Below are 26,016 nucleotides of genomic sequence, written 5' to 3' on the forward strand. Positions count from 1 at the left end.
TTAATTATTTTGCACCGAATAAACGAGGCAACAAGGGAAGGGAAAAGTATAAAAAGAGAACGATTCCGACTTTGTCATAAAAATGTGATTCCGATCCGGAAAGGCGTTAATTTATGATTAATAATCAGTTGGAAAGAGATGTTTTATCGTTTCGTTAGCGGAAAATTAAATATATATGCTTGAATTATCCATGTCTCTTCCGATTCGCGTACAAAATGGCGGCTTATTTATTTCCCGTGGCGTCGGCAGCCATCCGGCGCGTAAACTGCAATCCTGGGAAATTATTTTTGTCGAAAAGGGAACGTTAACGATTTGCGAAGAGGATGAAATATTTAACGTTAATGCAGGGGAAAGTTTAATGCTGTGGCCAAAACGTTCTCATGTTGGGGTGGGGGAATTTCCCGCCGACCTGAAATTTTATTGGCTGCATTTTGAAGTACTGACGGAGAGTGTCCGGTCTCTGCCGCCAGCGCTGCTTAACGTTCCGCAACATACCCGCGTCAGCGATCCACAATACATTATTTCGCTGTTTCGCCAGTTTCTTCGTGAACAGGAGAACATTCACCGCAGCCTGGCGCTGGAGCTCCTGTTATTGCTGATACTGCAGCAGATTGCTGCGGCGGCAAGCGAAAAACCGGACGACAGTCCCGGCGCTGCGCTGGCCTGGAAAGCGCAGCAGATCATCCATACCCGTTACCACTTGCCTGTTTCAGCCTCGACGCTGGCGAAAGAGCTGCACTGTAATGCGGACTATTTAGGACGCGTGTATCGTCACGTTTTCCGCGTGACGTTGACCGAAGCGATCCATCGTCAGCGGGTCAGAGCGGCGGAAAAGCTGTTGATCAGCGATTCACTGTCGTTGACCGAAGTCGCGGGTCAGTGTGGCTTTAATGACGTCGGTTATTTTCGCAAGATCTTTCGTAAGCACACCAGCCTCACGCCTGCCGCCTGGAAGCGCCGCTACTGTAAGGAGCACATTAATTCAGCGTAATGAAAAATCAGTTGTGCTAGTGACTAAAAACAGCGCTGATTCCATTCAGGATCAAAGCGCGGGCAGGGACTATTCTGGCACCCTGCGGTTTTATCCCCAGGGAGCAGAGGATGAACCGGTTTCTTATTGCTAATGCCCAACAGTGTATTGGCTGTCGTACCTGTGAAGTGGCCTGCGCGGTGGCGCACCAGCAGGCGCAGGATGTGTCCATGCTGTCGACAAGCCATTTCGCGCCGCGGATCCGGGTGGTGAAAAGCGGCGAGATATCAACGGCGACGGCCTGTCGGCAGTGCGAGGATGCGCCCTGCGCCAGCGTCTGCCCGCAGGGGGCGATTCGTCTGGAGGAGGACGTCTGGTGGGTCGATCAGCGCCGCTGCATCGGCTGTAAAAGCTGCATGGTGGCCTGCCCGTACGGCGCGATGACCGTCACGGTGGTGAACCAGCAGGCGCAGGCGCTGAAATGCGATTTATGCCACCACCGCGCCGAGGGGCCGGCCTGCGTAGCCGCCTGCCCGACGCAGGCGCTGCGGGTGATGGCTCCCGCGGAGCTGGAGGCGCTATGCGCGCAAAAACGCCAGCGGCTGGCGCTGGCGTGAGCGGGTCCGCCGACGGACGTTACCCGTCAGCAGCGTCAGGAATTACGCTTCCTGTTCGCGCCAGGCGAATTCAACCTCTTCGGCGAGAATTTTCACCCCGGCCTCGATTTTTTGCGGGTCCGGCACATAGTTCATGCGCATGCACTGGTGGGTATGCGGCCACGGTTTATCGAGTCCCGGGAAGAAGTAATCCCCCGGCACCATCAGCACGCCGCGCTTTTTCAGCCGCTGATACAGCAGCTCGGTGGAGATCGGCAGATCCTTAAACCACAGCCAGAGGAAGATCGCCCCCTCCGGTTTGTGAATAAGGCAGCGCTCCTCCGGCAGATAGCGGCGAATAATGGCGATGGTCTCCTGCACCCGCTGGTAATAGAAGGGTTTGATCACTGTCTCTGACAGGCGCAGCAGATCCTGACGTTTAATCATTTCACACATCATTGCCGGCCCGATACCGCCGGGCGCGAGGCTGATAATGCCGTTCATGTTGCTGATGGCGGTAATGATTTTCTCGTTGGCGATGATAATCCCGCAGCGGCTGCCCGGCAGGCCCAGCTTGGACAGGCTCATACACAGCACGATGTTCGGATTCCACAGCGGTCGGGCGTTGCTGAAGATTATGCCCGGGAACGGCACGCCGTAGGCGTTATCAATCACCAGCGGGACCCCGTGCTGATTCGCCAGCGCATCCAGTTTGATCAGCTCTTCATCAGTGATGACGTTGCCGGTCGGGTTGGTGGGACGCGAGACGCAGATCATCCCGGTCTCCTCCGTCACCTGCAGATGCTCAAAATCAACGTGGTACTTGAACTGGCCTTCCGGCAGCAGTTCGATATTCGGCCGGGTGGCAACGAACAGATCCTCTTCCAGGCCGGCATCGGCATAGCCGATATATTCCGGCGTCAGCGGGAACAGCACCTTGCGGGTGGTGCCATCTGCCCGACGCCCTGCGAACAGATTAAATAAGTAGAAAAATGCGCTCTGACTGCCGTTTGTTAGCGCAATATTCTGTGGTTCTATCTCCCAGCCCAGTTCGTCGCGCAGCATCTTCGCCAGCAGGCTCAGCAGCTCGCTCTTGCCCTGCGGACCATCATAATTACAAAGCGCATCAAGGGCTTTGCCATTATCCAGCATGTCGGAGAGCAACTGCTGGAAGTAGTCATTCATCTCCGGGATCTGAGCGGGGTTGCCGCCGCCCAGCATAATAGCGCCCGGCGTGCGCAGACCGTCATTAAGGTCTTCCATCAGGCGGGTAATGCCTGAATGACGGGTGAATTTGTCGCCGAAAAGGGAAAATGTCATCGCGAATCGTCTGTCGGTGGTTCTGGAAAGTGGCTAACCATAACGCCAGCGCCAGCGTGGTGCAAATCGAAGGGAAGAGGGGTATTTTTGTTTTTATCCTGTGAATCGATATTTTATCAGCGTATTGTTCTGAATGGCTCCCCGCCGGGCAGGGAGCCACTCCTGTATTACTGCTGTTGTCCGGCCCAGATGACCATCACTTTGTCTTCACCGCTCTCGCGCACGAATCCGTAACCCCGCTGCATCGACAGCGTTGTCTGTTTGCCCATGCCGATCGCCGGATGGCGCGCGCGGAACTGGCCGATCTTCTGCCAGTGGGTAACGCTGCGGGCCGCTTTACCGTTGACATCCTGCCAGTTCATCTCTGAACGGGTGCCCTGCAGCGGATCCGAGCCGGTGGGGCCGAACGGGCGCGACGACTCGTCACCATAGAAAATCTGCACGGCGCCAGGGGCCAGCAGCAGCAGCTCTGCCGCCGTGGTGCCGCCTTCGCGGAACAGGCGCGTATCGTGTGAGGAGAGGTAGCTCAGCACGTTAAAGCTCTGCAGCTTGTCCGCCATTTGCTGCCAGGTGAGGTCAATGTTGGCCATGCAGGTCGCCGCTTTCGCCGCCTGGTCCTGATAGTCGAAATTGATCATCGCATCAAAACCGTGGCGATAGTAATCGCTCTCCATCACCCCGTGTCCCCAGGCTTCCCCGGTCATCCAGAACGGCGCCGCATCCAGCGCTTTATCCGGATTGGCTTTTTTCCACTCCGCCAGCGCGGCGGTGGCCTGGGTTTTTAACTGCTGCCAGGCATCCATCTCCACATGTTTAGCGGTATCGACGCGGAAGCCGTCGATGCCGTAGTCGCGCACCCACTGGCTCAGCCAGTGCGTCAGGTAGTCGCGCGGCGTATAGCCCGGGATCGCCTTCGCCGCAGTGTCCGGTTTATGGCTATAGAAGTTCGGCAGGCCCGACGCCTCCTTCGATTCGGTTTTCAGGTCCGGCAGGAAGGCCAGCGACATGGTGAGGTCGTCATAGCCCGGGTTGTCGTAATCGCCGATATCGGTGCGGATCCACTTCTTACCCCACCACTTCTCCCAACCGGCCTTGTCGCTGAAGTTGATATAGTCGTTAAAGCTGTGCCAGGTCTGGCCCGCGCCGGGCTTCCAGTCCGTCCAGCGCTCGCCGAGGGTTTTTTTCAGCTCATCCCCTTGCAGATACAGGGAGCCGAACTGGAACTCCTGCATGTCGGCCAGGGTGGCGTAACCGGTATGGTTCATCACCACGTCGAACAGAATACGTATTCCGCGCTTATGCGCTTCATCCACCAGCCGGCGGAGATCCGCTTCGGTCCCCATGTTGGCGTCCAGTTTCGACCAGTCCTGAGTGTAATAGCCGTGGTAGGCGTAGTGCGGGAAATCGCCTTTCGTCCCGCCGCCTACCCAGCCGTGGATCTGCTCGAGCGGGGAGCTGATCCACAGGGCATTGACCCCCATCTGCTGCAGATAATCCAGCTTGCTGGTTAATCCCTGCAGGTCGCCGCCGTGGAAGGTACCTATCTCCTGCATGCCGTCTTTATGTCGGCCATAGCTATTGTCGTTGGCCGGGTTACCGTTCACGAAGCGGTCGGTCAGGACGAAGTAGACGGTGGCGTTGTGCCAGTCGAACGGCGCCGGCGCGGCCGTCTCGGCGCGCTCAAGCAGCAGCAGGCCATTGCTGCCGAAGGCGGGCTGCAGAGTGATTTTGCCGCCGCTGACGGTCGCGACATTGCCGCTGTAAAAATCGCGAACCTTACTGCCCTCGGCGAAGGTTTTGCTAACGTCGATGGTCAGAGGTTTTCCATCCCACTTCGGACACTGGCGGATCTGCGGCGCCGCGGCGCTGGCCTCTTTTTCCTCCAGCGAAATCATCATCGTCGGCGTGCCGGAGCGGGTATCCACCTCCAGGGTATACAGGCCCTGGCGGAAGATGCGCCATTGCGGCGGCGTGCCGCGACAGGGTTCCATGGAGAGCATCTGGTTGAGCTTAATGCCGCCGGAAGGCTGCCAGCACTGTTGGTCAAAATTTAGCTGCAGGGGACGTGTACCCTTCTCAACCACTTTCTGGCTGATGAAGCGGCCCGTCCCTTCTTCGGTGAAAGCAGGGAAGTCGGCGGTGGTCCAGGCGGCAAAGGCCATCCCAGGCACGAATAACGTGGCAAGCGCAGCGAGTTTCATTGTGGGATCCTTGAGCGGTTTTTATCTAGTGTGCCTTGTTGCCGCAAGGGTGAACTCCTCCCGGCGGACGTTTTGCCAGGAGGATGAAAAGGGGTGAGTGACACCGCTCAAAAAATAGGCTAAAAATGAGACGAAGCTAGCATTTTCGCGCTGGCGATGCGGCGCAGAAACCGATTTCAGATGACAGCAATTCGGAATTGGACTATTTCTGTTGATGCCCTCAGTGCGTATTTTTGATACTATTAGCGATTCAGCTATCGTTTTTTTGTGAAAAACAAGGTGTTGGAATGCATATATCCGACCAGGAGACCTGATGATATCGAATCCCATACGACGATATGGGGCCGCCATACTTATGTTACTAACCTGCGTCTTTTCAGGTAGTGTGTTGGCAACAACGCACACAGCAACAAAGAGTCATAAAGCCCCAACGGTTAAGAAAATCAGTAGTACTAAGGTAAGCAGTAAACAAGAGTATTCTCGCAATAGTGTAAAGAGCAGTTCACTTCCTGACTTGCGAAAATACCCTTCCGGAACACCAAGGAAAAAAGCGTTTCTCCGGACGGTCATGCCTTATATTACCAAGCAGAATCAGGCGATTACTGCGGATCGTAACTGGCTTGTTTCCAAGCAGTACGATGCTCGCTGGTCGCCGAGCGAAAAGGCGCGCCTGAAAGATATCGCGACGCGTTACAAGGTGAAGTGGTCAGGCAATACGCGTCATGTGCCATGGAACGCGCTGCTTGAGCGTGTCGACATTATTCCGAACAGCATGGTTGCGACCATGGCGGCGGCGGAAAGTGGCTGGGGTACCTCTAAGCTGGCGCGTGAGAACAACAATCTGTTCGGCATGAAGTGCGGGGCTGGTCGCTGCCGCGGCGCGATGAAAGGCTACTCGCAGTTTGAGTCGGTGGAGCAGTCGGTGCAGGCTTACGTCACCAACCTGAACACCCACCCGGCCTATTCCTCTTTCCGCAAATCGCGCCTGCAGCTGCGTAAGGCGGATCAGGAAGTAACGGCCAGCACCATGATTCATAAGCTGAAGGGTTATTCGACCAAAGGGTCGAGCTACAACAACTATCTCTTCGCGATGTATCAGGATAACCAGCGGTTAATTGCCGCGCACATGTAATGTGCTTATCTACGTCATTATTAATGCCCGGCGCGCAAGCCCGGGCATTTTTCTTTGCTCTCTACATCATGACTTCACTGTGCCGGTCACGGTACTCTTTCGGCGTCACGTCGTACTCCTTCTTAAACACCGAATAGAAATATTGCAGCGACGGGTAGCCGCACATCTGCGAAATCTCATTGATCGACAGGCTGGTGGACACCAGCAGGCTGCGCGCCTTTTCCAGTTTCTCGCTGTGGATCACCGTGTGGATGGTCTCCCCCACTTCCTCTTTAAAGCGTTTCTCCAGGTTGGAGCGTGAAATGCCGACGGCGTCGAGCACCTGCTCCACCTTGATGCCTTTGCAGGCGTTGTTGCGAATGTAATGCATCGCCTGAATCACGGAGGGATCGTTTAACGACCGGTAGTCGGTGGAGCGTCGCTCAACGACGCGCATCGGCGGGATCAGCTGGCGCTGCAGCGGAAGCGCCTCGTTATTCAGCAGCCGGTGGAGTAATTTTGCCGCCTGATAACCCATCTGGCGGGTGCCCTGGGCGACGGAGGAGAGGGCGACGCGAGAGAGATAGCGGGTTAGCTCTTCGTTATCGATGCCAATAACGCACAGTTTCTCTGGCACCGGGATATGCAGCAGCTCGCAGGCCTGCAGGACGTGGCGGGCGCGGGCGTCGGTGACGGCGATGATGCCGGTTTGCGGCGGCAGCGTTTGCAGCCAGTCGGCGAGCCGGTTTTGCGCGTGCTGCCAGTTTTCCGGCGCCGTCTCCAGCCCCTGGTAGACCACGCCGCGATACTTCTCCTTCGCCACCAACTGGCAGAAGGCATACTCGCGCTCTACTGCCCAGCGTTTACCGCTGGAGTTGGGGAGTCCGTAAAACGCGAAGCGGTGTACCCCTTTTTCCTTCAGATGAAGAAAGGCGCTTTCCACCAGCGCGGCGTTGTCCGTGGCGATATAGTGGACCGGCGGGTACTGCTCTGGCTGATGATAAGAGCCGCCGACGCCGACGATGGGGACGTTGACATCGGCCAGTAGCTTTTCGATTTCGGGATCGTCATAGTCGGCGATAACGCCATCGCCTAACCACTCTTTGATGTTTTCGATTCGCGCCCGAAAATCCTCTTCAATAAAGATATCCCACTCCAGCTGGGAGGCCTGCAGATACTCGCCGACACCCTCAACCACCTGACGGTCATAAGCTTTGTTGGCGTTGAATAACAGCGTAATACGGTGACGCTTTTCAAACATAGATGATGTTCCTGCTCTAACCCCGGTCATACCCCTTCATTCATGATGTTGCCGATGGCCTGGCTTTCTCATTCACCCCGGCCACGTACGCGATACGCGGCCGGGATGCGCCGTCTGCAACCCGAATGCTGTTGGGTATACACTACCGGCTAATGCCCGAGATATTTCAAGCGCCTTATGGCGAAGTTTGGCGGTAGCGCAAAGAATTCAGACATTCTTCAGAGAGCGCTTCCTTACGCGCGCCGCTTGGTGGCGGAGTCCATCCACACCGCCAGCAGCAAAATGGCGCCTTTGACGATATATTGCCAGAAGGTGGCGACGTCCATCATGCTCATGCCGTTATCCAGGGCCGACATAATAAACGCCCCCATTACCGCCCCGGCGACGCTGCCGATCCCGCCCGCCAGGCTGGTGCCGCCGATAACGCAGGCGGCGATGGCGTCCAGTTCGGCGATGTTGCCCGCCGAGGGCGACCCCGCGCCGAGGCGCGAGCTGAGGATCAGTCCGGCAATGGCGACCATCAGGCCGTTAATGGCAAACACCGCCAGCTTGGTGCGCTCGACGTTAATCCCGGACAGGCGTGCCGCCTCCAGGTTGCCGCCGATGGCGTAGATGCGGCGGCCAAAGGCGGTACGAGTGGCCATGAACAGCCCTGCCAGCAGCAGGGCGGCGAGGATCAGTACCGGCGTCGGCACACCGCGATAGTCATTGAGCAGCCAGATTGCGCCCAGCACAATCACCGCGGTAATGGCCTGGCGGCCAACGGCGGCGGTGGAAGACGCGGTCGCGAGACCTAACGCCTGCCGGCGCATCCGTCCGCGCCACTGCCAGATAATGAACGCCGCCATGCCGACAACGCCGATGCCAAAGCCAATGCCATCTGGCAGGTAGCTTTGGCCGATCTGCGCCATCGCCGGGCTGGTGGGCGAGACGGTGGTCCCGTTGGTGATGCCGATCAGAATGCCGCGAAACGCCAGCATCCCGGCGAGGGTGACGATAAACGAGGGAACCTTACGATAGGCCACCCACCATCCGTTCCACGCGCCGAGCAGCAGGCCCATCACCAGCGTCACCAGAATGGTGAGCGGCAGCGGCCAGCCGAGCCAGACGTCAAAAATCGCCGCCGCGCCGCCCAACAGACCCATCATCGAGCCGACGGACAGGTCGATTTCTGCCGAAATAATCACAAACACCATGCCGACGGCGAGGATGCCGGTGATGGCCGTCTGGCGCAGCAGGTTGGAGATATTGCGTGCGCTCAGGTAGGCGCCATCGGTAACCCAGGTGAAAAACAGCATAATGACGACGATCGCGGCGATCATCACGAAGACCTGGAGGTTAAGCCCCTTCAGCGCCGGCAGGGCGGTGGGGGCGGTTGGAGTAAGTTTGATTTCAGACGACGTGTTCTTCGACATGGCGTTCGCTCCTCAGCGCGGCTTCCATCACCTGTTCCTGGGTCAGATGTTGATTAACCAAATTGGCTTTTAGTCTGCCTTCATGCATGACCAGCACCCGATCGCTAAGACCAAGCACCTCGGGCAGTTCGGATGAAATGACAATGACCGCGATGCCCTGCTGCACCAGCTGGTTAATCAGTTTATAAATTTCATACTTCGCCCCGATATCGATGCCGCGGGTGGGTTCGTCGAGGATCAGAATGCGCGGATTAAGCAGCAGACAGCGGGCCAGAATCGCCTTTTGCTGGTTGCCACCGCTCAGGCGGCTAATCGCCAGCTCCGGCGAGGAGGTTTTAATTTTCAATCGCTGAATGGACTGCTCAATACAGTGCTGCTCGGCGGCGTCGTCCAGGCTGCTCATCGCGCCGGTGAACTGGCTGAGCGCTGCCAGGGTAATGTTCTTACCTACCGCCATTACCGGCACGATACCGTCTTTTTTGCGGTCTTCCGGCACCATGGCGATGCCGTGGCCAATGGCCTGCTGACAGTTAGTGATGCTGACCGGCTGGCCATCAATAAAAATCTCCCCCTGCCAGCGCCCCGGCCAGACGCCGAACAGGCACTGCACCGCCTCGGTCCGTCCGGCGCCGACCAGCCCGGCGATGCCGAGGATTTCCCCGCGACGCAGGGAAAACGAGACGTCGTTGACCCGTTTAATATGACGGTTTACCGGGTGCCAGGCGGTCAAGTGTTCGACCCGCAGGATCTCCTCGCCGTGGGCGTGCGGTTCGCTGGGATAGAGCGCGGTGAGCTCCCGGCCAACCATCATGGTGATGATGTCGTCTTCGCTCATGCCGCTGGCGTCGCGAGTGCCGATGTGCTGGCCGTCGCGGATCACGCAGATTGTATCGGAGATCGCTTTGACCTCATTGAGCTTGTGCGAAATATAGATGCAGGCGATATCGTGGTTTTGCAGATCGCGAACGATCGCCAGCAGCGTCGCGGTCTCTTGTTCGGTTAAGGAGGCGGTCGGTTCGTCGAGGATCAGCAGGCGAACCTGTTTATTCAGCGCCTTGGCGATCTCCACCAGCTGCTGCTGACCGAGGCCGAGGTCGCCGACGCGGGTGTCGGGCGAAATGGGCAGATTGACCTGCGCCAGCAGCTTCTGGCAGCGCAGCGTCATGGTTTCATAATCCAGCAGACCGTGGCGGGAGATCTCGGCGCCGAGGAAAATGTTCTCCAGCACGGTGAGATGTTTCACCAGCGCCAGCTCCTGATGAATAATGGCGATGCCTTTGCGTTCGGTATCGCGAATATGGTTTGCCTGCAGCGTTTCGCCGGCAAAAATAATCTCCCCCTCATAGCTTCCGTGCGGATAGATACCGCACAGCACTTTCATCAGCGTCGATTTTCCCGAACCATTTTCACCGCATAACGAGACCACCTCGCCAGCGTTCAGGCGCAGGCTGACATTATCCACGGCCTTAACGGCGCCGAAGGTTTTGGTGATGTTCTTCATTTCGAGTAGCCAGGCCATAAAGACTCCGAAAAGTGATATCCGGCGGGATGAAAATGACGCCCCGCAGCGGGGCGTCAGCCATTACAGTTCACTCTTTTTATGGAAACCGTCTTTAATCACCGTGGCGTCGATATTCTCTTTATTCACTTCAATTGGCGTTAACAGGCGCGAAGGGACATCTTTTAAACCGTTATTCAGCGTAGTGTCAGACTTCGGCTGCTTATCGTTGCCCAGCTCAACGGCGATTTCGGCGGCGTTGGTGGCCAGGGTGGTAATCGGTTTATAGACGGTCATCGTCTGGGTACCGGAAATAATGCGCTTCACGCCCGCCAGGTCAGCATCCTGACCGGAGATCGCCACTTTGCCGGCCAGCCCCTGGGCGGTTAAGGCCTGGATGGCGCCGCCGGCGGTGGCGTCATTGGAGGCAACCACGGCGTCGATTTTGTTATTATTCGCCGTCAACGCGTTTTCCATTATTTTCAGCGCGTTTTCCGGCAGCCAGCCGTCAACCCACTGATCGCCGACAATCTTAATTTTGCCCTCATCGACATACGGCTTGAGGACCTTCATCTGCCCGGCGCGGAACAGTTTGGCATTATTATCCACCGGCGAACCGCCCATCAGGAAATAATTACCCTGCGGCACTTTGTCGACCAGGCTTTGCGCCTGCATTTCGCCGACTTTTTCATTGTCGAAAGAAATATAAAAATCAATATCAGCATTATTAATCATGCGATCATAGGCCAGGACTTTAATACCTTCCTGTTTGGCCTCTTTAATAACGTTGCTGAGCACCTGACCGTTATAAGGAATAATGACTAAGACATCGACGCCGCGGTTGATCATGTTTTCAATTTGCGACATTTGCGTTTCTTCATTGCCATTGGCGGACTGAACAAAAACTTTGGCGCCTAAGGATTCCGCTTTATTGACGAAAATATCGCGGTCTTTCTGCCAGCGCTCCAGACGCAGATCGTCGATGGCCATGCCAATCTTCACTTCTTTCGCCATCCCCGCCATGCTGGCGAGCAGGAGGGAGCTGGCGCAAAGCGTAAGGCAAAGGTTCTTTATCTTCATAATAACGATACCTTTTTGTAAGGGTAGGTAAGACGAACGGAAAATAATGTTTGATACATGAGGTTGCGGATACGTTACAGATTCTTAACGCGGAAAGCAGGGCTGGCAATTACCGGTTTTTATTTTGCGGTTATGAAATTTCGTTTAATGCGTAAATTATGACGGCGATCGTATTTTATTCATGCACACTCTTATTATTGCACTGGACTTCTCTGACAGGACGGCAGAAGAACGAGGAGATATTATTTTTTGCGAGCTAGCGCACGTTTGTGGATTCTCTCAATGGCGGTGTGAAATAACGTAATTGAGGAAAATGAAAGCGAAATTCTATATTGGCTTAAACCCGTCATACTTCAAGTTGTAGGTGTGTTGGTGACATTCGTTGCTTCGCCCCTTGGTTATCGGGGACTCGCGCTCCTGCCGCCTTCCTGCAACTCGAATTATTTAGGGTACCTGATTGGTTATTCGCCGCATCTCTGAATATGGAGTTCTCTATGCAGACCTATTTCGATCAACTCGATCGCGTTCGTTACGAAGGCCCGAAATCCACTAACCCGCTGGCTTTCCGTCATTACAACCCGGATGAACTGGTGCTGGGCAAACGGATGGAAGATCATCTGCGTTTTGCGGCCTGTTACTGGCACACTTTCTGCTGGAATGGCGCCGATATGTTTGGCGTGGGCTCCTTCGATCGCCCATGGCAGCAGCCTGGCGACGCCCTGGAGATGGCCAAACGCAAAGCCGATGTGGCGTTCGAATTTTTCCATAAACTCAACGTGCCTTACTACTGCTTCCACGACGTTGACGTCTCGCCGGAAGGGAGTTCGCTCAAGGAGTACAGCAATAACTTCGCCCGGATGGTCGAGGTACTGGCGGAGAAGCAGCAGCAGAGCGGCGTCAAGCTTCTGTGGGGGACCGCAAACTGCTTCACCAACCCGCGCTACGGCGCTGGTGCGGCCACCAACCCGGACCCGGAAGTGTTCAGCTGGGCGGCCACCCAGGTGGTCACCGCCATGAATGCCACCCATCAGCTGGGCGGCGAAAACTATGTTCTGTGGGGCGGTCGCGAGGGCTATGAAACCCTGCTGAATACCGACCTGCGCCAGGAGCGTGAACAGATTGGCCGCTTTATGCAGCTGGTGGTGGAGCATAAGCACAAAATCGGCTTTAAAGGCACGCTGCTGATCGAGCCCAAACCGCAGGAGCCTACCAAGCATCAGTATGATTATGATGCCTCTACCGTTTACGGCTTCCTCAAGCAGTTTGGCCTGGAAAAAGAGATTAAACTGAACATTGAAGCCAACCATGCGACCCTCGCCGGCCACTCGTTCCATCATGAGATCGCGACGGCCATCGCGCTGGGGCTGTTCGGTTCCGTCGACGCCAACCGCGGCGATCCGCAGCTGGGCTGGGATACCGACCAGTTCCCGAACAGCGTCGAAGAGAACGCGCTGGTGATGTATGAAATTCTCAAAGCGGGCGGCTTCACCACCGGCGGCCTCAATTTTGATGCGAAAGTGCGCCGTCAGAGCACCGACAAATACGATCTGTTCTATGGCCATATCGGCGCGATGGATACCATGGCGCTGTCGCTGAAGGTCGCGGCGCGGATGATCGAGGACGGTGAACTGGATAAACGCGTGGCCAAACGCTACGCCGGCTGGAACGGCGAGCTGGGGCAGCAGATCCTGAACGGGCAGATGACCCTCAGCGACATTGCCCAGTATGCCGTTCAGCATCAGCTGGCGCCGCAGCATCGCAGCGGCCAGCAGGAACAACTGGAAAACCTGGTCAACCATTATCTGTTTGACAAGTAATCATGCGGCGGCGCCCGGCGTGACCGGGGTCGCCACCAGGATGCTCTGTTCGCGCCACGCTCAGCCGTGGCGCGCGTTTAAGGAGAGGGAGTATGTATATCGGCATCGATCTGGGGACATCGGGCGTCAAAGCCATTCTGCTCAATGAGCAGGGTGATGTGGTGGCATCGCATACCGAAAAGCTTACCGTCTCGCGTCCGCATCCGCTGTGGTCGGAACAAGATCCCGAGCAGTGGTGGCAGGCGACGGACACGGCGATGAAAGCCCTGGGCGCGCAGCATAGTCTGCGCGACGTGAAGGCGCTGGGGATCGCCGGGCAGATGCACGGCGCCACCCTGCTGGATAAATCGTTACAGGTGCTGCGTCCTGCCATTTTATGGAATGACGGCCGCTGCGGCGAAGAGTGCCAGCTGCTGGAGGAAAAAGTCAGCGCTTCCCGGCAGATCACCGGCAACCTGATGATGCCGGGCTTTACGGCGCCGAAGCTCTTGTGGGTGCAGCGCCACGAGGCGGCGGTGTTCAGCCAGGTCGATAAAGTGCTGCTGCCGAAGGATTATCTGCGTCTGCGGATAACCGGCGAGCTTGCCAGCGATATGTCTGACGCCGCCGGTACCCTGTGGATGGACGTCGCCCGACGCGACTGGAGCGATGAGATGCTCGCCGCCTGCGATCTCAGCCGGGACGCGATGCCGGCGTTGTTTGAAGGCAGCGACGTCACCGGGCAGCTGCGCCCGGAGGTGGCGCAGGCGTGGAATATGCCACAGGCGCTGGTGGTGGGGGGGGGCGGCGACAACGCCGCCGGCGCGGTCGGGGTTGGCATGGCCGATGCCGGTCAGGCGATGCTGTCGCTGGGCACTTCAGGTGTGTATTTCGCGGTCAGCGAAGGATTCCTCAGCAAGCCTGAAAGCGCGGTGCATAGCTTTTGTCATGCGCTACCGGGCCGCTGGCATTTGATGTCGGTGATGCTCAGCGCGGCCTCCTGTCTGGACTGGGCGGCGAAATTAACCGGTCTCGCCAGCGTGCCGGCGCTGATTGCGGCGGCACAGTCAGCCGACGAGAGCGCCGGTCCGGTGTGGTTCCTGCCCTATCTGTCGGGCGAACGCACGCCGCACAACAACCCGCAGGCCAAGGGCGTCTTCTTCGGCCTGACGCATCAGCATGGGCCGGCAGAGCTGGCGCGGGCGGTGCTGGAGGGGGTGGGCTATGCGCTGGCGGACGGTATGGACGTGGTACACGCCTGCGGCATCAAGCCGCAGAGCATCACCCTTATCGGCGGCGGGGCGCGTAGCGCTTACTGGCGACAAATGCTGGCGGATATCAGCGGCCAGCAGCTCGATTACCGTACCGGGGGCGACGTCGGCCCGGCGCTGGGGGCGGCCAGGCTGGCGCAGCTGGCGGTGCACGGCGAAACCGACCGCGCCGGGCTGTTGACGCCGCTGCCGCTTGAGCAAGCGCATCGCCCGGACGATCGCCGAGTGGCCCACTATGCGCCGCAGCGGGAAACCTTCCGCCAGATTTATCAGCAGCTGAAACCGCTGATGTCATAGCCTCAGTCCGTCCGGCAGCGCCGGGCGGATTACTCCCCTGAATGCCCAAGCTGCATTCATCCAAAACACGTATTTATTAATTCCGAAATGTCAGCTTTGCTGCACCTGGCCTGCGCCATCGCCGGGCGGTTCGGTCATAATCAGCGCGTGTCGACAGGGAGGAGCGATGAATATAAAACGCAGTATTGCCAGAGGGATGATGGCAGCAGGGTCGCTGGTTTATCTGCTGGGTATCTGGCGGACCTGCCCGCTGTTTAGCGGTAAAGGTTATTTTCTTGGCGTACTGGTGATGGGGATGTTTGCCGTCCTCGCCCATCAGCGCGCCAGACGGTGGCAGGGGCAAGACGACGGATTTATCGCGTTATGCCGGCTGGTGTTGCTGCTGTCGGCGGGCCTGCTGCTGGTGGGCGCCTGGCATGTGCCGGCAGACTGGTATGAAAAAGCCGTCTATATCGCGGCGTGGTTTGTCTGCTTATACGGCGCATCTGCGACCCCCGAACGGACCCGCGTCGCCCGCGCGGTGCAAAAAACGGAATAGGCGCCCGGTTGTCCGGTGCGCCGGGCCGTTAGCTGACCAGCCGGCGGCGATCAACCCGCTGCACCAGGCCGGACAGCAGCAGACTGCCGAGCAGGGCGGCGCTGAAAATCCACACAATATCCAGCAGCGGCCAGCGGCTCAGTTCCAGATGGCTGGCGCGCAGCGCATGTACAATCAGGGCATGGAAGCCGTAAATCCCCAGAGAATGACGCGCAATACATTCGATACCGGGCAGGGGACGCGCGTTAAGCCAGTTTTTGGCGAGCGTAAGCAGGGTGACCGCGCAAACGAACACCGCCGGTCCGCAGTAGAGATACCAGGTGTCGCCGAAGTCCCCGCGCCAGCGCAGCTCATGCAGCGTGCCGCGGGAGATGACCCACACGGCGGCGAGGAACAGCGCGGCGCAGAGCGGGGTCAGCCATTTTTTATCCGTGTTCAGGGTGCCAATGGCCCTGCCCAGCACGCCGTAGAGCACGTAATAAAAGGTGTCACCATTGATATAGAGGTTGACCGGCAACCACTCAATCCCGGCGGCTTTGACGCCGACCATATTGGGGTTGGCCAGAATGCCGAGGATCGCCATCAGCGTCAGCAGCATTTTGCCGCTGACGGACTTAACCTGAATAAGCGGCGAGAGCAGGTAGATAACGGTGATAGCAAAGAAAAACCACAGGTGGTAGAAGACAGGCTTCTGCAGCACATTCTTTAACGACAGCTCGACGTTGATATGGGTAAACAGCGCGATATACAGCAGAGAAAGCGCGCTATAGAACGCAATGCACAGGCCAATCCGCCAGAAGTGGCGCGGCTGGGCGCTGCGTTCCCCAAAAAAGAGGTAGCCCGAGATCATAAAAAACAGCGGCACGCTGACGCGGGAGGCGGAATTGAGCAGATTGGCGATATCCCATTGCAGCAGCGTAATCGCATGCGGATGAGTGATATACCAGCTGGTACTGTGGATCATCACCACCATCATGCAGGCAATGCCGCGCAGGTTGGTGATCCAGTGAATCTTTTCTTGCATCCGTCCCTCAAAGTCTACTGGCGAAATAAGGTCTGACCCGCCTTATGCCCCGGTGTCGCACGAGATTAGTCTGAGTTTTTGGTCACAGGCTTGTCGATGTTTCATGATATTCGCAAAATACCTGTAATACTGAATATTTACGATAACAACTTGCTAACAAGGCGGTGGAGGAGAACGTGGTGAAAGGTGTCGTTTCCATAATGCTGGTGCTGCTCCTTGCGGGCTGCAGCGAGACCGTTTCCCCGCCGGCGCAAAAAGCGCAGCGCGCGCGTATTACCCCGCAAACCACGCTCAATATGGCGCAGCTTTGCAAGGACCAGGCCGCTATCCGCTATAACACGCAAACGCAGTTAGTTGACGTGAACCATTTTGAACAATTCCAGGCAAGCTATGAGCTTTCGGGCCGTACCGGCAAGAATGAACGTTTCATCTGTTCCTTTGACCCGGACGGCCAGTTTATGCATCTTTCGATGCGCTGAATCGACCCCACCTGGCGTAAATTTCGTCCGTTTTCCTGAAACTACGCCGTTTCGTACTGTATATCTCGCAGCCAGCGGGTATACTGACTCCTTCCTTTAAATCCACACGTATCCAGCACGAAATCATATGCAAAAGTTTGATACCAGGACCTTCCAGGGCCTGATCCTGACCTTACAGGATTACTGGGCTCGTCAGGGCTGCACCATTGTTCAACCACTGGACATGGAAGTCGGCGCCGGCACCTCTCACCCGATGACCTGCCTGCGCGCGTTAGGGCCGGAGCCGATGGCGACCGCCTACGTACAGCCTTCCCGTCGTCCAACCGATGGCCGCTATGGCGAAAACCCGAACCGTTTACAGCATTACTATCAGTTCCAGGTGGTGATTAAGCCTTCTCCGGACAACATCCAGGAGCTGTACCTCGGGTCGCTGAAAGAGCTGGGTATGGACCCGACCATTCACGACATTCGCTTCGTCGAAGACAACTGGGAAAACCCGACGCTGGGAGCCTGGGGTCTGGGTTGGGAAGTGTGGCTCAACGGCATGGAAGTGACGCAGTTCACCTACTTCCAGCAGGTGGGCGGCCTGGAGTGTAAGCCGGTGACCGGCGAGATCACCTACGGTCTGGAGCGTCTGGCGATGTACATCCAGGGCGTCGACAGCGTCTACGACCTGGTCTGGAGCGACGGCCCGCTGGGGAAAACCACCTACGGCGACGTGTTCCACCAGAACGAAGTGGAGCAGTCCACCTATAACTTCGAATACGCCGACGTCGATTTCCTCTTCTCCTGCTTCGAGCAGTATGAGAAAGAGGCCCAGCAGCTGCTGGCGCTGGAGACCCCGCTGCCGCTGCCGGCCTACGAGCGTATTCTGAAAGCGGCTCACAGCTTCAACCTGCTGGATGCGCGTAAAGCCATCTCCGTCACCGAGCGTCAGCGCTATATCCTGCGCATTCGCACCCTGACGAAAGCAGTGGCGGAAGCGTACTACGCTTCCCGTGAAGCGCTCGGCTTCCCGATGTGCAACAAGAATAAATAAGAGGCGGCCATGTCTGAGAATACTTTTCTGGTGGAAATCGGCACTGAAGAGCTGCCACCAAAAGCGCTGCGCAGCCTGGCGGAATCTTTTGCTGCGAACGTGACCGCAGAGCTGGATAACGCCGGCCTCGCGCACGGTAAAGTGGAATGGTTTGCCGCTCCGCGACGTCTGGCGCTGAAGGTAGCCAACCTGGCGGCGGCGCAGGCCGATCGCGAAGTGGAAAAACGCGGCCCGGCCGTTACCCAGGCGTTCGATGCCGAAGGCAAGCCAAGCAAAGCGGCCGAAGGCTGGGCGCGCGGCTGCGGTATCACCGTCGATCAGGCCGAACGTCTGACCACGGACAAAGGCGAGTGGCTGCTGTATCGCGCCCATGTGAAGGGCGAAAGCACTGAAGCCCTGCTGCCGAACATGATTGCCAGCTCGCTGGCGAAGCTGCCGATCCCGAAACTGATGCGCTGGGGCGCGTCTGACGTCCACTTCGTGCGCCCGGTTCACACCGTCACGCTGCTGCTGGGTGACAAAGTGATCCCGGCTACTATCCTCGGTATTCCGTCCGATCGCGTGATCCGCGGCCATCGCTTTATGGGCGAGCCGGAATTCACCATCGACCATGCCGACCAGTATCCGCAGATCCTGCTGGAGCGCGGTAAAGTCATCGCCGATTACGAACAGCGTAAAGCCAAAATCAAAGCCGATGCGGAAGAGGCGGCGCGTAAGATTGGCGGTAAAGCCGATCTGAGCGAAAGCCTGTTGGAAGAAGTCACCTCGCTGGTGGAATGGCCGGTGGTACTGACGGCGAAGTTCGAAGAAAAATTCCTCGCGGTGCCGTCTGAAGCGCTGGTTTACACCATGAAGGGCGACCAGAAGTACTTCCCTGTCTACGACAACGCCGGTAAGCTGCTGCCGAACTTTATCTTCGTCGCTAACATCGAGTCGAAAGATCCGCAGCAGATCATCTCCGGTAACGAGAAGGTAGTCCGTCCGCGTCTGGCCGATGCCGAGTTCTTCTTCAACACCGACCGTAAAAAACGTCTGGAAGACAACCTGCCGCGTCTGGAAACCGTGCTGTTCCAGCAGCAGCTGGGGACGTTGCGCGACAAGACCGATCGCATTCAGGCGCTGGCGGGCTGGATTGCCGAGCAGATTGGCGCTGACGTGAACCACGCGACCCGCGCGGGCCTGCTGTCCAAGTGCGACCTGATGACCAACATGGTCTTCGAGTTCACCGACACCCAGGGCGTGATGGGGATGCACTACGCGCGCCATGATGGCGAAGCGGAAGATGTGGCCGTGGCGCTGAACGAACAGTATCAGCCGCGCTTTGCCGGCGACGCGCTGCCGTCTAACCCGGTGGCCTGCGCGGTGGCGATTGCCGATAAGATGGATACCCTGGCGGGTATCTTCGGTATCGGCCAGCACCCGAAAGGCGATAAAGACCCGTTTGCGCTGCGCCGCGCCGCGCTGGGCGTCCTGCGTATTATCGTCGAGAAGAACCTGAATCTCGATCTGCAAACGCTGACTGAAGAGGCGGTGCGTCTGTACGGTGAGAAGCTGACCAACGCCAACGTGGTCGATGACGTGATCGACTTTATGCTGGGCCGTTTCCGCGCCTGGTATCAGGACGAAGGCTACGGTGTCGACACTATCCAGGCGGTACTGGCGCGTCGTCCAACCCGCCCGGCGGATTTCGATGCGCGTATGAAGGCGGTATCGCACTTCCGTACTCTGGAAGAGTCCTCCGCGCTGGCGGCGGCGAACAAGCGTGTCTCCAACATCCTGGCGAAATCCGACGAAACGCTGAACGACATCGTTCACGCTTCGGTGCTGAAAGAAGCGGCGGAAATTAAGCTGGCGGGCAATCTGGTGGTGCTGCGCGACAAGCTGCAGCCGTACTTCGCCGCAGGCCGCTATCAGGATGCGCTGATTGAGCTGGCCGCCCTGCGCGAGCCGGTGGATGAGTTCTTCGAGAACGTGATGGTTAACGCTGAAGACAAAGATGTTCGCATCAACCGTCTGACGCTGCTGTCCAAACTGCGCGAGCTGTTCCTGCAGGTAGCGGATATTTCTCTGCTGCAGTAAGCGTATCGGAAATAATAAAAGACCTGCCTCAGGGCAGGTTTTTTTATACGTGAAATATAAATAGGTGAACCGCTAATAATTCTGTCATTGATATCTTCATTATTTTCATTCATCGATAAGAAATGTTTAGGAATATATAAACATAATTCCGCGAGGTATTTACGCTAGAATGGCGGCGGGTGCTTGAGACTGTGTGTCTCAGGTATTCAGCGGGAGGCAGACAGAGAAAAGCCCCACCTGATAGTAATCAAAGTGAGGCTCCCCTATGCATGAACACCATAAGAGTAGCCTCTTACTTGTTGAAAATCAACACGGGAGGCGAGGAATGCCGCAAAAGTATCTGTTGTTTGGCTTAGTAGTGATTTGCTTCACTATTTTATTATTGACCTGGATGGTTCGTGATTCGCTATGTGAATTACAGATCAGGCAGGGAAATATTGAGCTGGTGGCATTCTTAGCCTGTGATATTAAACAGTAAGAGCATCTGGTGGGGATCTATCCCCACCATGCTTGCGGTGTCAGGTATTCTCAATGCACCCTTTCATTGTTCACCAAATAAATCCTTTGCCTCCTGATATCAGGAGGCCTTTTTATTTTTACACGGCCGTTGAATTAAACGGGCTTGAAATTCATAGCGGAGTGTGGCTATCCTATGCCCCGACGAATCCCTCGTCTCACTGGAGCGCGCCCCACAAATGAACAAACACGACTGATGAATTTCACGCCTTACCTCGCAGATGTTGCGGGTAGGGGAGTATTGATTTCATTCAGGAGTGCTTATGGCTCATTGCGCCCACATCCCCGCTTTTGTTTTACATCAGGTCACCTGTCAGTTTGCGACGGGACAGACCCTGTTTGGTCCGCTAAATTTATCGCTGGAACCGACCCTTTGCGGTCTGGTCGGCCGGAACGGCGTCGGTAAGACGCGCCTGCTGCGCCTGCTGGCGGGCCTTGATTCTCCTGCCGGCGGCCATATCGAGCGCGCCGCCGCCGTGGCCTGGGTGGCGCAGCAGCCGACGCTCACGCCGGAGACCACCCTCGCCGCGCTTCTCGGCTATGTGCCAGTATTTGACGCCTTGTTCCGCCTGGAACAGGGTAATGGACTGGCCGACGATTTCGAGCTATTGGATGGCCACTGGGATCTCACCGATCGCCTGAGTTTAGCTTTCCGTGAAGCCGATCTCCCGCCGTTCTCTGCCGATCGCCCCGCTTTTTCACTCAGCGGCGGCGAGCGGATGAAGGCTCTGCTGTGCGGCGCCTTTGTCTCCGGCGCCGATTATCTGCTGCTGGATGAGCCTACCAACCATCTGGACCGCCAGGGGCGGGAGTGGCTCTATCACCAGCTGGAAAGCTGGCAGGGCGGGGCTCTGATCGCCAGCCACGACCGCGAGCTGCTGACGCGGATGCCGAGGATTATTGAGCTGACGCCGACGGCGCTGCGCAGCTACGGCGGCAACTATGCTGAATATCAGCGGCAGCGTGAGGCGGAGCAGCAGGCCGCGCGCGCGGCGCTGGACCATGCGACGACCGAGCGGCGACGCACCCGCGCGCGAATGCAAAAGGAGCATGACGCCGCCCAGCGGCGCTCGGCGCAGACATTGCGTACTATTGATACCCTGAATATCGCCTCTTTTGAACGTGTGAAGTACAAAGGCGCGGCAAAAGAGCGTCCGGGAACGCTGCGCCGTCAGCATCGTGAACAGAACAGCAGTCTGAATGGCGCCGTGCAGCAGGCGCGAGAGCGGGTGGAAGAGGATACGCCGGTGATGTTCACCCTGCCAGGCAGCGAAGTGGCCGCCGGCAAGCAGGTGCTGGTGGTGGAAGCATTGCAGCTCGACCATGCACCGGCTGCGCCGCTGGACTGGCGCGTGGATGGTCCGATGCGCATCGCGCTAAAGGGGCCGAACGGCTGTGGCAAAACCACTTTGCTGAAAACGCTGCTGGGGCTGGAGCAGGCCGCCTCAGGCGATGTCCGGCTGTCGGTGAGCGCCGCTTACCTCGATCAACATCTGACGCAGCTGGATCTGTCGTTATCGGTCATGGCGCACCTGAGCCTGGACGATACCCCGCTGGATGAGGGCCTCCTGCGCACCCGCCTGGCGCAGCTGCAGCTGGGCGCGGATAAGGTCACTCTGCCGCTGTCGGCGCTCAGCGGCGGCGAACGCCTGAAAGCGGCCCTGGCGTGCTTGCTCTGGCGACGCGATCCGGCCCAGCTGCTGTTGTTGGATGAGCCGACCAACCATCTCGATTTAGCATCGACGCAGGCTATTGAAAGCGCGCTGGCGGCGTTTCCCGGCGCGATGCTGGTGGTGTCGCATGATGAGGCGTTTTTACAAGGTCTGAGGCTGACCCATAGTCTGGCATGGGAGGAAACGGGCTGGCGCTATACCCGGCTCTGAATGCCCAACAGCCGCCATCGTAAGCTGGCGGCTGTTGGCGACAGATAAAAAAAATCCCCGCCATCAGGCAGGGATTCTTGATTCTTAGCGGCTTGAACTTACAGAGAAGTTACGTTGCCAGCTGCCGGGCCTTTAGCGCCGCTTTCGATGGTGAAGGAGACTTTCTGACCTTCATCCAGGGATTTGTAGCCATCGTTCTGGATAGCAGAGAAGTGTACGAACACGTCTTTAGAGCCATCGTCAGGAGTGATGAAGCCGAAGCCTTTGTCAGCGTTGAACCATTTTACGATACCAGTCATTTTACCGGACATAGTGAATTACCTTTAAAAAAATAAGTGAGCCTTGCGGCGTAGCGGTCTGGACTACAGATTTAAAGCGATAAAGGGAAAGTTCACTACGGGGGTATCTTTGGATAACCTTAGAAGGACTGCTCTATTCGACTGCTCTGTGGTCTGTACATCAAACCTGCGAGCATTAACGCACGTTCAGCACCTGATAGCAAACTTTTTTTACGGTGCAGCGGTAAAAGCTCCCTTGCTGGCCCTTACCGCTGCGCTCGGGATTAATCGAGTAACTGCCTTGAAAGCTGCGGGTTGGCCTGAATCAGGCGCATTAATTTTAGCTCAGTGGGGGACGGTCTTACCCGTCTCGATTCCCACTCTCTTACCATAGCGACGCTCACGCCCATGGCGTTGGCGAAGTCGTCAATCTTAAGTCCAGTGCCTTTACGCAGCTGTTCAAATTCACTAAACACAGTGGACTTACGGTTTGAGGTAAGTGTCTGATTATCGTCCTTAAAAACGATGTGTTCCAGGCTGCTCAGCAGTTCAAACACGGGATCTTTATATTCCATTGAGAACTCCTTTTATCACACAGCGGAAGAGATTTTTCTAAAGCTCTTTAAGAATAGTCAGAAAAAAGCATCAAGGATGGTAACGCCCGTGATTATTTGCCAGCAGGTTATCGAATCAGCCCCAATAGCCGAACGGCAGCGGTCCCTAAGAGCATGATTACTAATACGATGGCGTGGCTTCGAAAATTTTTGTAAACGGATAAGAAAAAAGCGGCAAAGCCGGCGCGGGTCGCCGGCTTGTCGATCAGGCTTTCTGCAGACCTCTCGCGTCCTCTGTCGCCGCCGGCGCTGATTTACTGACCCGATATTTAATCAGCAGCGCGATGGCTGACAGGAATGCCGGGATAGCCAGCAGGGTGAAAATGGTCTCAAACGAGAGCTGGGCTTGCATCAGGAAGGCGCCGCTGAACGCGCCAAGGATCCCGCCGAAGCGACCAATGCCCAGCATCCAGGCCACGCCGGTGGCGCGCCCTTGCGTTGGATAGAAGCCTGCCGCCAGCGCCGGCATCGACGACTGCGCGCCGTTCATAATACTGCCGGCGATGAACACCATCACCCCCATCAGCGCCAGGCTGCTGGTAGAGAAGCCCACCAGACAGACGAAAACGCCGGTCAGCAGCCAGCCGACGGCCACCACCTTATTGGGATTGATCTTGTCCATCAGAGCACCGAGGATCAGCACGCCAATTCCGCCGCCGAGCGGGAACAGGGCGGTGATAATTGAGGCCTGACTCATCGATGCGCCGGTTTCACGGATCAGCAGCGGCAGCCAGCTGGTCAGGAGATAGAAGATCAGCAGACCCATAAAGTAGGTCAGGCACAGCATCACGGTACCCACTGCGTAGCGTGGGGAGAAAATGACGCCGATAGCCGACTTCTCTTTCACCTGGCCTGCTTCGCGCAGCTCAAACTCCACCACCTCCGGCAGCGGCGCAATACGCCGCAGGATAGTGGCAATGCGCTGCGCCGGCTGACGCTTCACCACCAGATAGCGGGCGGACTCCGGCAGCAGGAAAATTAATGCTACCGCCAGCAGGAGAGGCATCACGCCGCCCAATACCAGCACGCTCTGCCAGCCATAGTGCGGGATCATCCAGGCGGATAAAAAGCCGCCCAGCGACGAGCCCATCGGAAAGCCGACAAACATCAGGTTCACCAGCAGCGCCCGACGGCGCTCCGGCGCATATTCGCTCATTAGCGTCGCGGCATTGGGCATCGCCGCGCCGAGGCCCAGGCCGGTCAGGAAGCGCAGCAGCGTCAGCTGGTTAAGGCTGGTGGCAAAGGCGGTGAGCAGGCTGAATCCTCCGAACACCACGATCGACATAATCAGCACTTTCTTGCGGCCGATACGGTCAGCCAGTGGTCCCGCGGTTAACGCGCCGACCGCCAGGCCAACCAGCGCGGCGCTCATCACCGGGCCGAGGGCTGATTTTTCCACGCCCCATTCCTGGACCAGGTCGGAGGCGATGAATCCGATGATCGCGGTGTCGAACCCGTCCATCGCGACGGTGATGAAGCAGAGCGCGAGGATCATCCACTGGTAGCGGGTGAAGGGGTGCTCGTTGATAAAGGCCTGAATGTCGATGGTTGTCTTAGTCATACGGCTTTCCTGGCAGACTGAGCGAGGGACAGAGGTTTGTTATTATCGTCGCCTTCGCGTCGTTGAGATTGATTTGTGCGATAATCGAACGCATCGCCGTTAATCGCTCATTTATCAAATCATTGAAGCGCTGACCAGGCAATCCGGGCGGGCGCCAAAGCGTGCGATTATCGTCCGCTTCAGGGCGCGGTGTTGGGCAGTGGATTATAAATTGCAGAAATATCAATCAGTTAATTGATATTCATCGGTCTAATTTGAAGCGCATATTTGTGATGCGCATAACAGACGCGCCAGGCGACGGCAGCGGCGTGCGGAATGGCGTTTTTCCTGCGTAAGATTAGCAGTAAAGGGTATCCTGCGAGGCCGAGCTGGACTATCCTTGTCAGCGTCTGGCACGTGTGTGTCTTTGTGCGCTTTTTTTGGCTGAAAGGAGTAAAAAAATGGCGACAGGAAAGTCCTGCTCTCGCTGGTTTGCGGCTATGGCGGCCTTATTAATGGTGGTTAGCCTGAGTGGGTGTTTTGATAAAGAAGGCGATCAGCGCAAAGCGTTTATCGACTTCCTGCAGAATACGGCGATGCGTAGCGGTGAACGACTGCCGACGCTGACCGCCGATCAGAAAAAACAGTTTGGGCCGTTTGTCTCTGACTACGCGGTGATCTACGGCTACTCGCAGCAGGTGAGCCAGGCGATGGACGCTGGTCTGCGCCCGGTAGTGGACAGCGTCAATGCGATCCGCGTTCCGCAGGACTATATGACCCAGCGCGAGCCGCTGCGTCAGGCGAACGGCGCGCTGGGCGTGCTCAGCCAGCAGCTGCAGAATGCCAAAATGCAGGCCGATGCCGCGCATGGCGCGCTGAAGCAGGCGGACGATCTCAAGCCGGTCTTCGATCAGGTTTACGCCAAGGTGGTGACGGCGCCAGCCGACGCGCTGCAGCCGCTGATCCCGGCCGCGCAGATCTTTACCCAGCAGCTGGTTCAGGTGGGGGATTTTGTCGCCCAGCAGGGAACCCAGGTGAGCTTTGTGGCCAACGGCATTCAATTCCCGACTTCCCAGCAGGCTAGTCAGTACAATGCGCTGATTGGGCCGCTGGCGGCGCAGCATCAGGCGTTTAATCAGGCATGGACGGCGGCGGTGAACGCGACCCGCTAATGCCCTGTCTGGCTGACGTGAGCTGCGGCGAACGGGCT

At 57.3% G+C, this 26,016-nt stretch carries 22 protein-coding genes; 12 read left to right on the plus strand and 10 right to left on the minus strand.

From position 1 onward, the window contains the following. Positions 1 to 175 precede the first annotated feature (175 nt). Together ACLEXF_RS22090 and ACLEXF_RS22095 are read left to right on the plus strand one after the other, a co-directional pair. On the plus strand, positions 176 to 991 hold the full coding sequence (locus ACLEXF_RS22090) for a helix-turn-helix domain-containing protein (protein ID WP_407259559.1): 816 nt from the start codon (positions 176 to 178) through the stop codon (positions 989 to 991). Between the two features lie 110 nt (positions 992 to 1,101). Then, positions 1,102 to 1,587 (plus strand): 4Fe-4S dicluster domain-containing protein, encoded by a 486-nt coding sequence (locus ACLEXF_RS22095; RefSeq protein ID WP_004205027.1) that lies wholly within the window; start codon positions 1,102 to 1,104, stop codon positions 1,585 to 1,587. A gap of 42 nt (positions 1,588 to 1,629) precedes the next feature. On the opposite strand, the gene avtA is transcribed toward ACLEXF_RS22095, so the two are convergent. Continuing rightward, positions 1,630 to 2,886 carry a valine--pyruvate transaminase gene (avtA, locus tag ACLEXF_RS22100; protein WP_004205026.1) on the minus strand — a complete coding sequence of 419 codons (1,257 nt, stop codon included), beginning with the start codon at positions 2,884 to 2,886 and terminating at the stop codon, positions 1,630 to 1,632. Between the two features lie 167 nt (positions 2,887 to 3,053). Beyond that, positions 3,054 to 5,087, minus strand: coding sequence for an alpha-amylase (locus ACLEXF_RS22105; RefSeq protein WP_004205025.1), 2,034 nt, complete (start codon positions 5,085 to 5,087; stop codon positions 3,054 to 3,056). Positions 5,088 to 5,400: 313 nt separating this feature from the next. Here ACLEXF_RS22105 and ACLEXF_RS22110 point away from each other — a divergent pair, with 313 nt between their 5' ends. Continuing rightward, the gene (locus ACLEXF_RS22110; RefSeq protein ID WP_017900030.1) at positions 5,401 to 6,219 is read left to right on the plus strand and encodes a protein bax; all 819 of its coding nucleotides are present in this window, start codon (positions 5,401 to 5,403) and stop codon (positions 6,217 to 6,219) included. 61 nt (positions 6,220 to 6,280) lie between these two features. Here ACLEXF_RS22110 and xylR read toward each other — a convergent pair whose 3' ends face one another. The 4 genes from xylR to xylF all read right to left on the minus strand — a co-directional run bounded on the left by xylR (position 6,281) and on the right by xylF (position 11,452). Beyond that, positions 6,281 to 7,459 carry a D-xylose utilization transcriptional activator XylR gene (xylR, locus tag ACLEXF_RS22115; RefSeq protein ID WP_049004410.1) on the minus strand — a complete coding sequence of 393 codons (1,179 nt, stop codon included), beginning with the start codon at positions 7,457 to 7,459 and terminating at the stop codon, positions 6,281 to 6,283. Positions 7,460 to 7,692: 233 nt separating this feature from the next. Continuing rightward, positions 7,693 to 8,874 (minus strand): xylose ABC transporter permease XylH, encoded by a 1,182-nt coding sequence (gene xylH, locus ACLEXF_RS22120; RefSeq protein ID WP_017900029.1) that lies wholly within the window; start codon positions 8,872 to 8,874, stop codon positions 7,693 to 7,695. Continuing rightward, positions 8,852 to 10,393 (minus strand): xylose ABC transporter ATP-binding protein, encoded by a 1,542-nt coding sequence (locus tag ACLEXF_RS22125; protein ID WP_049115151.1) that lies wholly within the window; start codon positions 10,391 to 10,393, stop codon positions 8,852 to 8,854. The genes xylH and ACLEXF_RS22125 overlap by 23 nt, the downstream gene beginning before the upstream one ends. A 63-nt stretch (positions 10,394 to 10,456) precedes the next feature. Beyond that, positions 10,457 to 11,452: a D-xylose ABC transporter substrate-binding protein gene (xylF, locus tag ACLEXF_RS22130; RefSeq protein WP_017900027.1), complete on the minus strand. Its 996-nt coding sequence runs from the start codon at positions 11,450 to 11,452 to the stop codon at positions 10,457 to 10,459. Between the two features lie 494 nt (positions 11,453 to 11,946). Between xylF and xylA the strand changes: the two genes are divergently transcribed. The 3 genes from xylA (at position 11,947) to yiaB (ending at position 15,354) form a co-directional block, all read left to right on the plus strand. After that, the gene (gene xylA / locus ACLEXF_RS22135) at positions 11,947 to 13,269 is read left to right on the plus strand and encodes a xylose isomerase (protein WP_004205019.1); all 1,323 of its coding nucleotides are present in this window, start codon (positions 11,947 to 11,949) and stop codon (positions 13,267 to 13,269) included. Between the two features lie 92 nt (positions 13,270 to 13,361). Then, positions 13,362 to 14,816, plus strand: coding sequence for a xylulokinase (gene xylB / locus ACLEXF_RS22140; RefSeq protein WP_064151002.1), 1,455 nt, complete (start codon positions 13,362 to 13,364; stop codon positions 14,814 to 14,816). Positions 14,817 to 14,982: 166 nt separating this feature from the next. Further along, on the plus strand, positions 14,983 to 15,354 hold the full coding sequence (gene yiaB, locus ACLEXF_RS22145; protein WP_065903770.1) for an inner membrane protein YiaB: 372 nt from the start codon (positions 14,983 to 14,985) through the stop codon (positions 15,352 to 15,354). A 28-nt stretch (positions 15,355 to 15,382) separates the two neighbouring features. Here yiaB and ACLEXF_RS22150 read toward each other — a convergent pair whose 3' ends face one another. Further along, positions 15,383 to 16,378 (minus strand): acyltransferase, encoded by a 996-nt coding sequence (locus ACLEXF_RS22150; RefSeq protein ID WP_004205016.1) that lies wholly within the window; start codon positions 16,376 to 16,378, stop codon positions 15,383 to 15,385. Between the two features lie 179 nt (positions 16,379 to 16,557). Between ACLEXF_RS22150 and ACLEXF_RS22155 the strand changes: the two genes are divergently transcribed. From ACLEXF_RS22155 to ACLEXF_RS22175, 5 genes are all read left to right on the plus strand, one after another. Then, positions 16,558 to 16,857, plus strand: coding sequence for a YsaB family lipoprotein (locus ACLEXF_RS22155; protein WP_025999219.1), 300 nt, complete (start codon positions 16,558 to 16,560; stop codon positions 16,855 to 16,857). A gap of 127 nt (positions 16,858 to 16,984) precedes the next feature. Next, a complete protein-coding gene (glyQ, locus tag ACLEXF_RS22160; protein ID WP_004205014.1) occupies positions 16,985 to 17,896 on the plus strand; it encodes a glycine--tRNA ligase subunit alpha in 912 nt (303 codons plus the stop codon). A 9-nt stretch (positions 17,897 to 17,905) separates the two neighbouring features. Continuing rightward, complete coding sequence (glyS, locus tag ACLEXF_RS22165; protein ID WP_053809877.1) at positions 17,906 to 19,975, plus strand: glycine--tRNA ligase subunit beta; 2,070 nt, start codon at positions 17,906 to 17,908, stop codon at positions 19,973 to 19,975. Between the two features lie 325 nt (positions 19,976 to 20,300). Continuing rightward, entirely contained in the window at positions 20,301 to 20,453 is a 153-nt protein-coding gene (gene hokA / locus ACLEXF_RS22170) for a type I toxin-antitoxin system toxin HokA (RefSeq protein ID WP_004205012.1), read from the plus strand. A 301-nt stretch (positions 20,454 to 20,754) separates the two neighbouring features. Then, entirely contained in the window at positions 20,755 to 22,374 is a 1,620-nt protein-coding gene (locus tag ACLEXF_RS22175; RefSeq protein ID WP_423265814.1) for an ATP-binding cassette domain-containing protein, read from the plus strand. Positions 22,375 to 22,472: 98 nt separating this feature from the next. Here the strand turns inward: ACLEXF_RS22175 and cspE are convergent, their stop codons facing one another. From cspE to ACLEXF_RS22190, 3 genes are all read right to left on the minus strand, one after another. Next, on the minus strand, positions 22,473 to 22,685 hold the full coding sequence (cspE, locus tag ACLEXF_RS22180; RefSeq protein ID WP_000014594.1) for a transcription antiterminator/RNA stability regulator CspE: 213 nt from the start codon (positions 22,683 to 22,685) through the stop codon (positions 22,473 to 22,475). A 251-nt stretch (positions 22,686 to 22,936) separates the two neighbouring features. Then, entirely contained in the window at positions 22,937 to 23,227 is a 291-nt protein-coding gene (locus ACLEXF_RS22185; protein ID WP_004205010.1) for an HTH-type transcriptional regulator, read from the minus strand. 244 nt (positions 23,228 to 23,471) lie between these two features. Continuing rightward, on the minus strand, positions 23,472 to 24,827 hold the full coding sequence (locus ACLEXF_RS22190; RefSeq protein WP_049093596.1) for an MFS transporter: 1,356 nt from the start codon (positions 24,825 to 24,827) through the stop codon (positions 23,472 to 23,474). Positions 24,828 to 25,267: 440 nt separating this feature from the next. Between ACLEXF_RS22190 and ACLEXF_RS22195 the strand changes: the two genes are divergently transcribed. Further along, complete coding sequence (locus ACLEXF_RS22195; RefSeq protein ID WP_002921929.1) at positions 25,268 to 25,978, plus strand: DUF3053 domain-containing protein; 711 nt, start codon at positions 25,268 to 25,270, stop codon at positions 25,976 to 25,978. The last annotated feature ends 38 nt before the right edge of the window (positions 25,979 to 26,016 follow it).

Source organism: Klebsiella pneumoniae complex sp. WS1778 (assembly GCF_049472055.1).
GTDB lineage: Bacteria > Pseudomonadota > Gammaproteobacteria > Enterobacterales > Enterobacteriaceae > Klebsiella > Klebsiella quasipneumoniae.

Coding starts and splice junctions, on each gene's coding strand:
- ACLEXF_RS22090 (WP_407259559.1), top strand. CDS start 176: ATGCTTGAATTATCCATGTCTCTTCCGATTCGCGTACAAAATGGCGGC.
- ACLEXF_RS22095 (WP_004205027.1), top strand. CDS start 1,102: ATGAACCGGTTTCTTATTGCTAATGCCCAACAGTGTATTGGCTGTCGT.
- avtA (WP_004205026.1), bottom strand. CDS start 2,886: ATGACATTTTCCCTTTTCGGCGACAAATTCACCCGTCATTCAGGCATT.
- ACLEXF_RS22105 (WP_004205025.1), bottom strand. CDS start 5,087: ATGAAACTCGCTGCGCTTGCCACGTTATTCGTGCCTGGGATGGCCTTT.
- ACLEXF_RS22110 (WP_017900030.1), top strand. CDS start 5,401: ATGATATCGAATCCCATACGACGATATGGGGCCGCCATACTTATGTTA.
- xylR (WP_049004410.1), bottom strand. CDS start 7,459: ATGTTTGAAAAGCGTCACCGTATTACGCTGTTATTCAACGCCAACAAA.
- xylH (WP_017900029.1), bottom strand. CDS start 8,874: ATGTCGAAGAACACGTCGTCTGAAATCAAACTTACTCCAACCGCCCCC.
- ACLEXF_RS22125 (WP_049115151.1), bottom strand. CDS start 10,393: ATGGCCTGGCTACTCGAAATGAAGAACATCACCAAAACCTTCGGCGCC.
- xylF (WP_017900027.1), bottom strand. CDS start 11,452: ATGAAGATAAAGAACCTTTGCCTTACGCTTTGCGCCAGCTCCCTCCTG.
- xylA (WP_004205019.1), top strand. CDS start 11,947: ATGCAGACCTATTTCGATCAACTCGATCGCGTTCGTTACGAAGGCCCG.
- xylB (WP_064151002.1), top strand. CDS start 13,362: ATGTATATCGGCATCGATCTGGGGACATCGGGCGTCAAAGCCATTCTG.
- yiaB (WP_065903770.1), top strand. CDS start 14,983: ATGAATATAAAACGCAGTATTGCCAGAGGGATGATGGCAGCAGGGTCG.
- ACLEXF_RS22150 (WP_004205016.1), bottom strand. CDS start 16,378: ATGCAAGAAAAGATTCACTGGATCACCAACCTGCGCGGCATTGCCTGC.
- glyQ (WP_004205014.1), top strand. CDS start 16,985: ATGCAAAAGTTTGATACCAGGACCTTCCAGGGCCTGATCCTGACCTTA.
- glyS (WP_053809877.1), top strand. CDS start 17,906: ATGTCTGAGAATACTTTTCTGGTGGAAATCGGCACTGAAGAGCTGCCA.
- hokA (WP_004205012.1), top strand. CDS start 20,301: ATGCCGCAAAAGTATCTGTTGTTTGGCTTAGTAGTGATTTGCTTCACT.
- ACLEXF_RS22175 (WP_423265814.1), top strand. CDS start 20,755: ATGGCTCATTGCGCCCACATCCCCGCTTTTGTTTTACATCAGGTCACC.
- cspE (WP_000014594.1), bottom strand. CDS start 22,685: ATGTCCGGTAAAATGACTGGTATCGTAAAATGGTTCAACGCTGACAAA.
- ACLEXF_RS22185 (WP_004205010.1), bottom strand. CDS start 23,227: ATGGAATATAAAGATCCCGTGTTTGAACTGCTGAGCAGCCTGGAACAC.
- ACLEXF_RS22190 (WP_049093596.1), bottom strand. CDS start 24,827: ATGACTAAGACAACCATCGACATTCAGGCCTTTATCAACGAGCACCCC.
- ACLEXF_RS22195 (WP_002921929.1), top strand. CDS start 25,268: ATGGCGACAGGAAAGTCCTGCTCTCGCTGGTTTGCGGCTATGGCGGCC.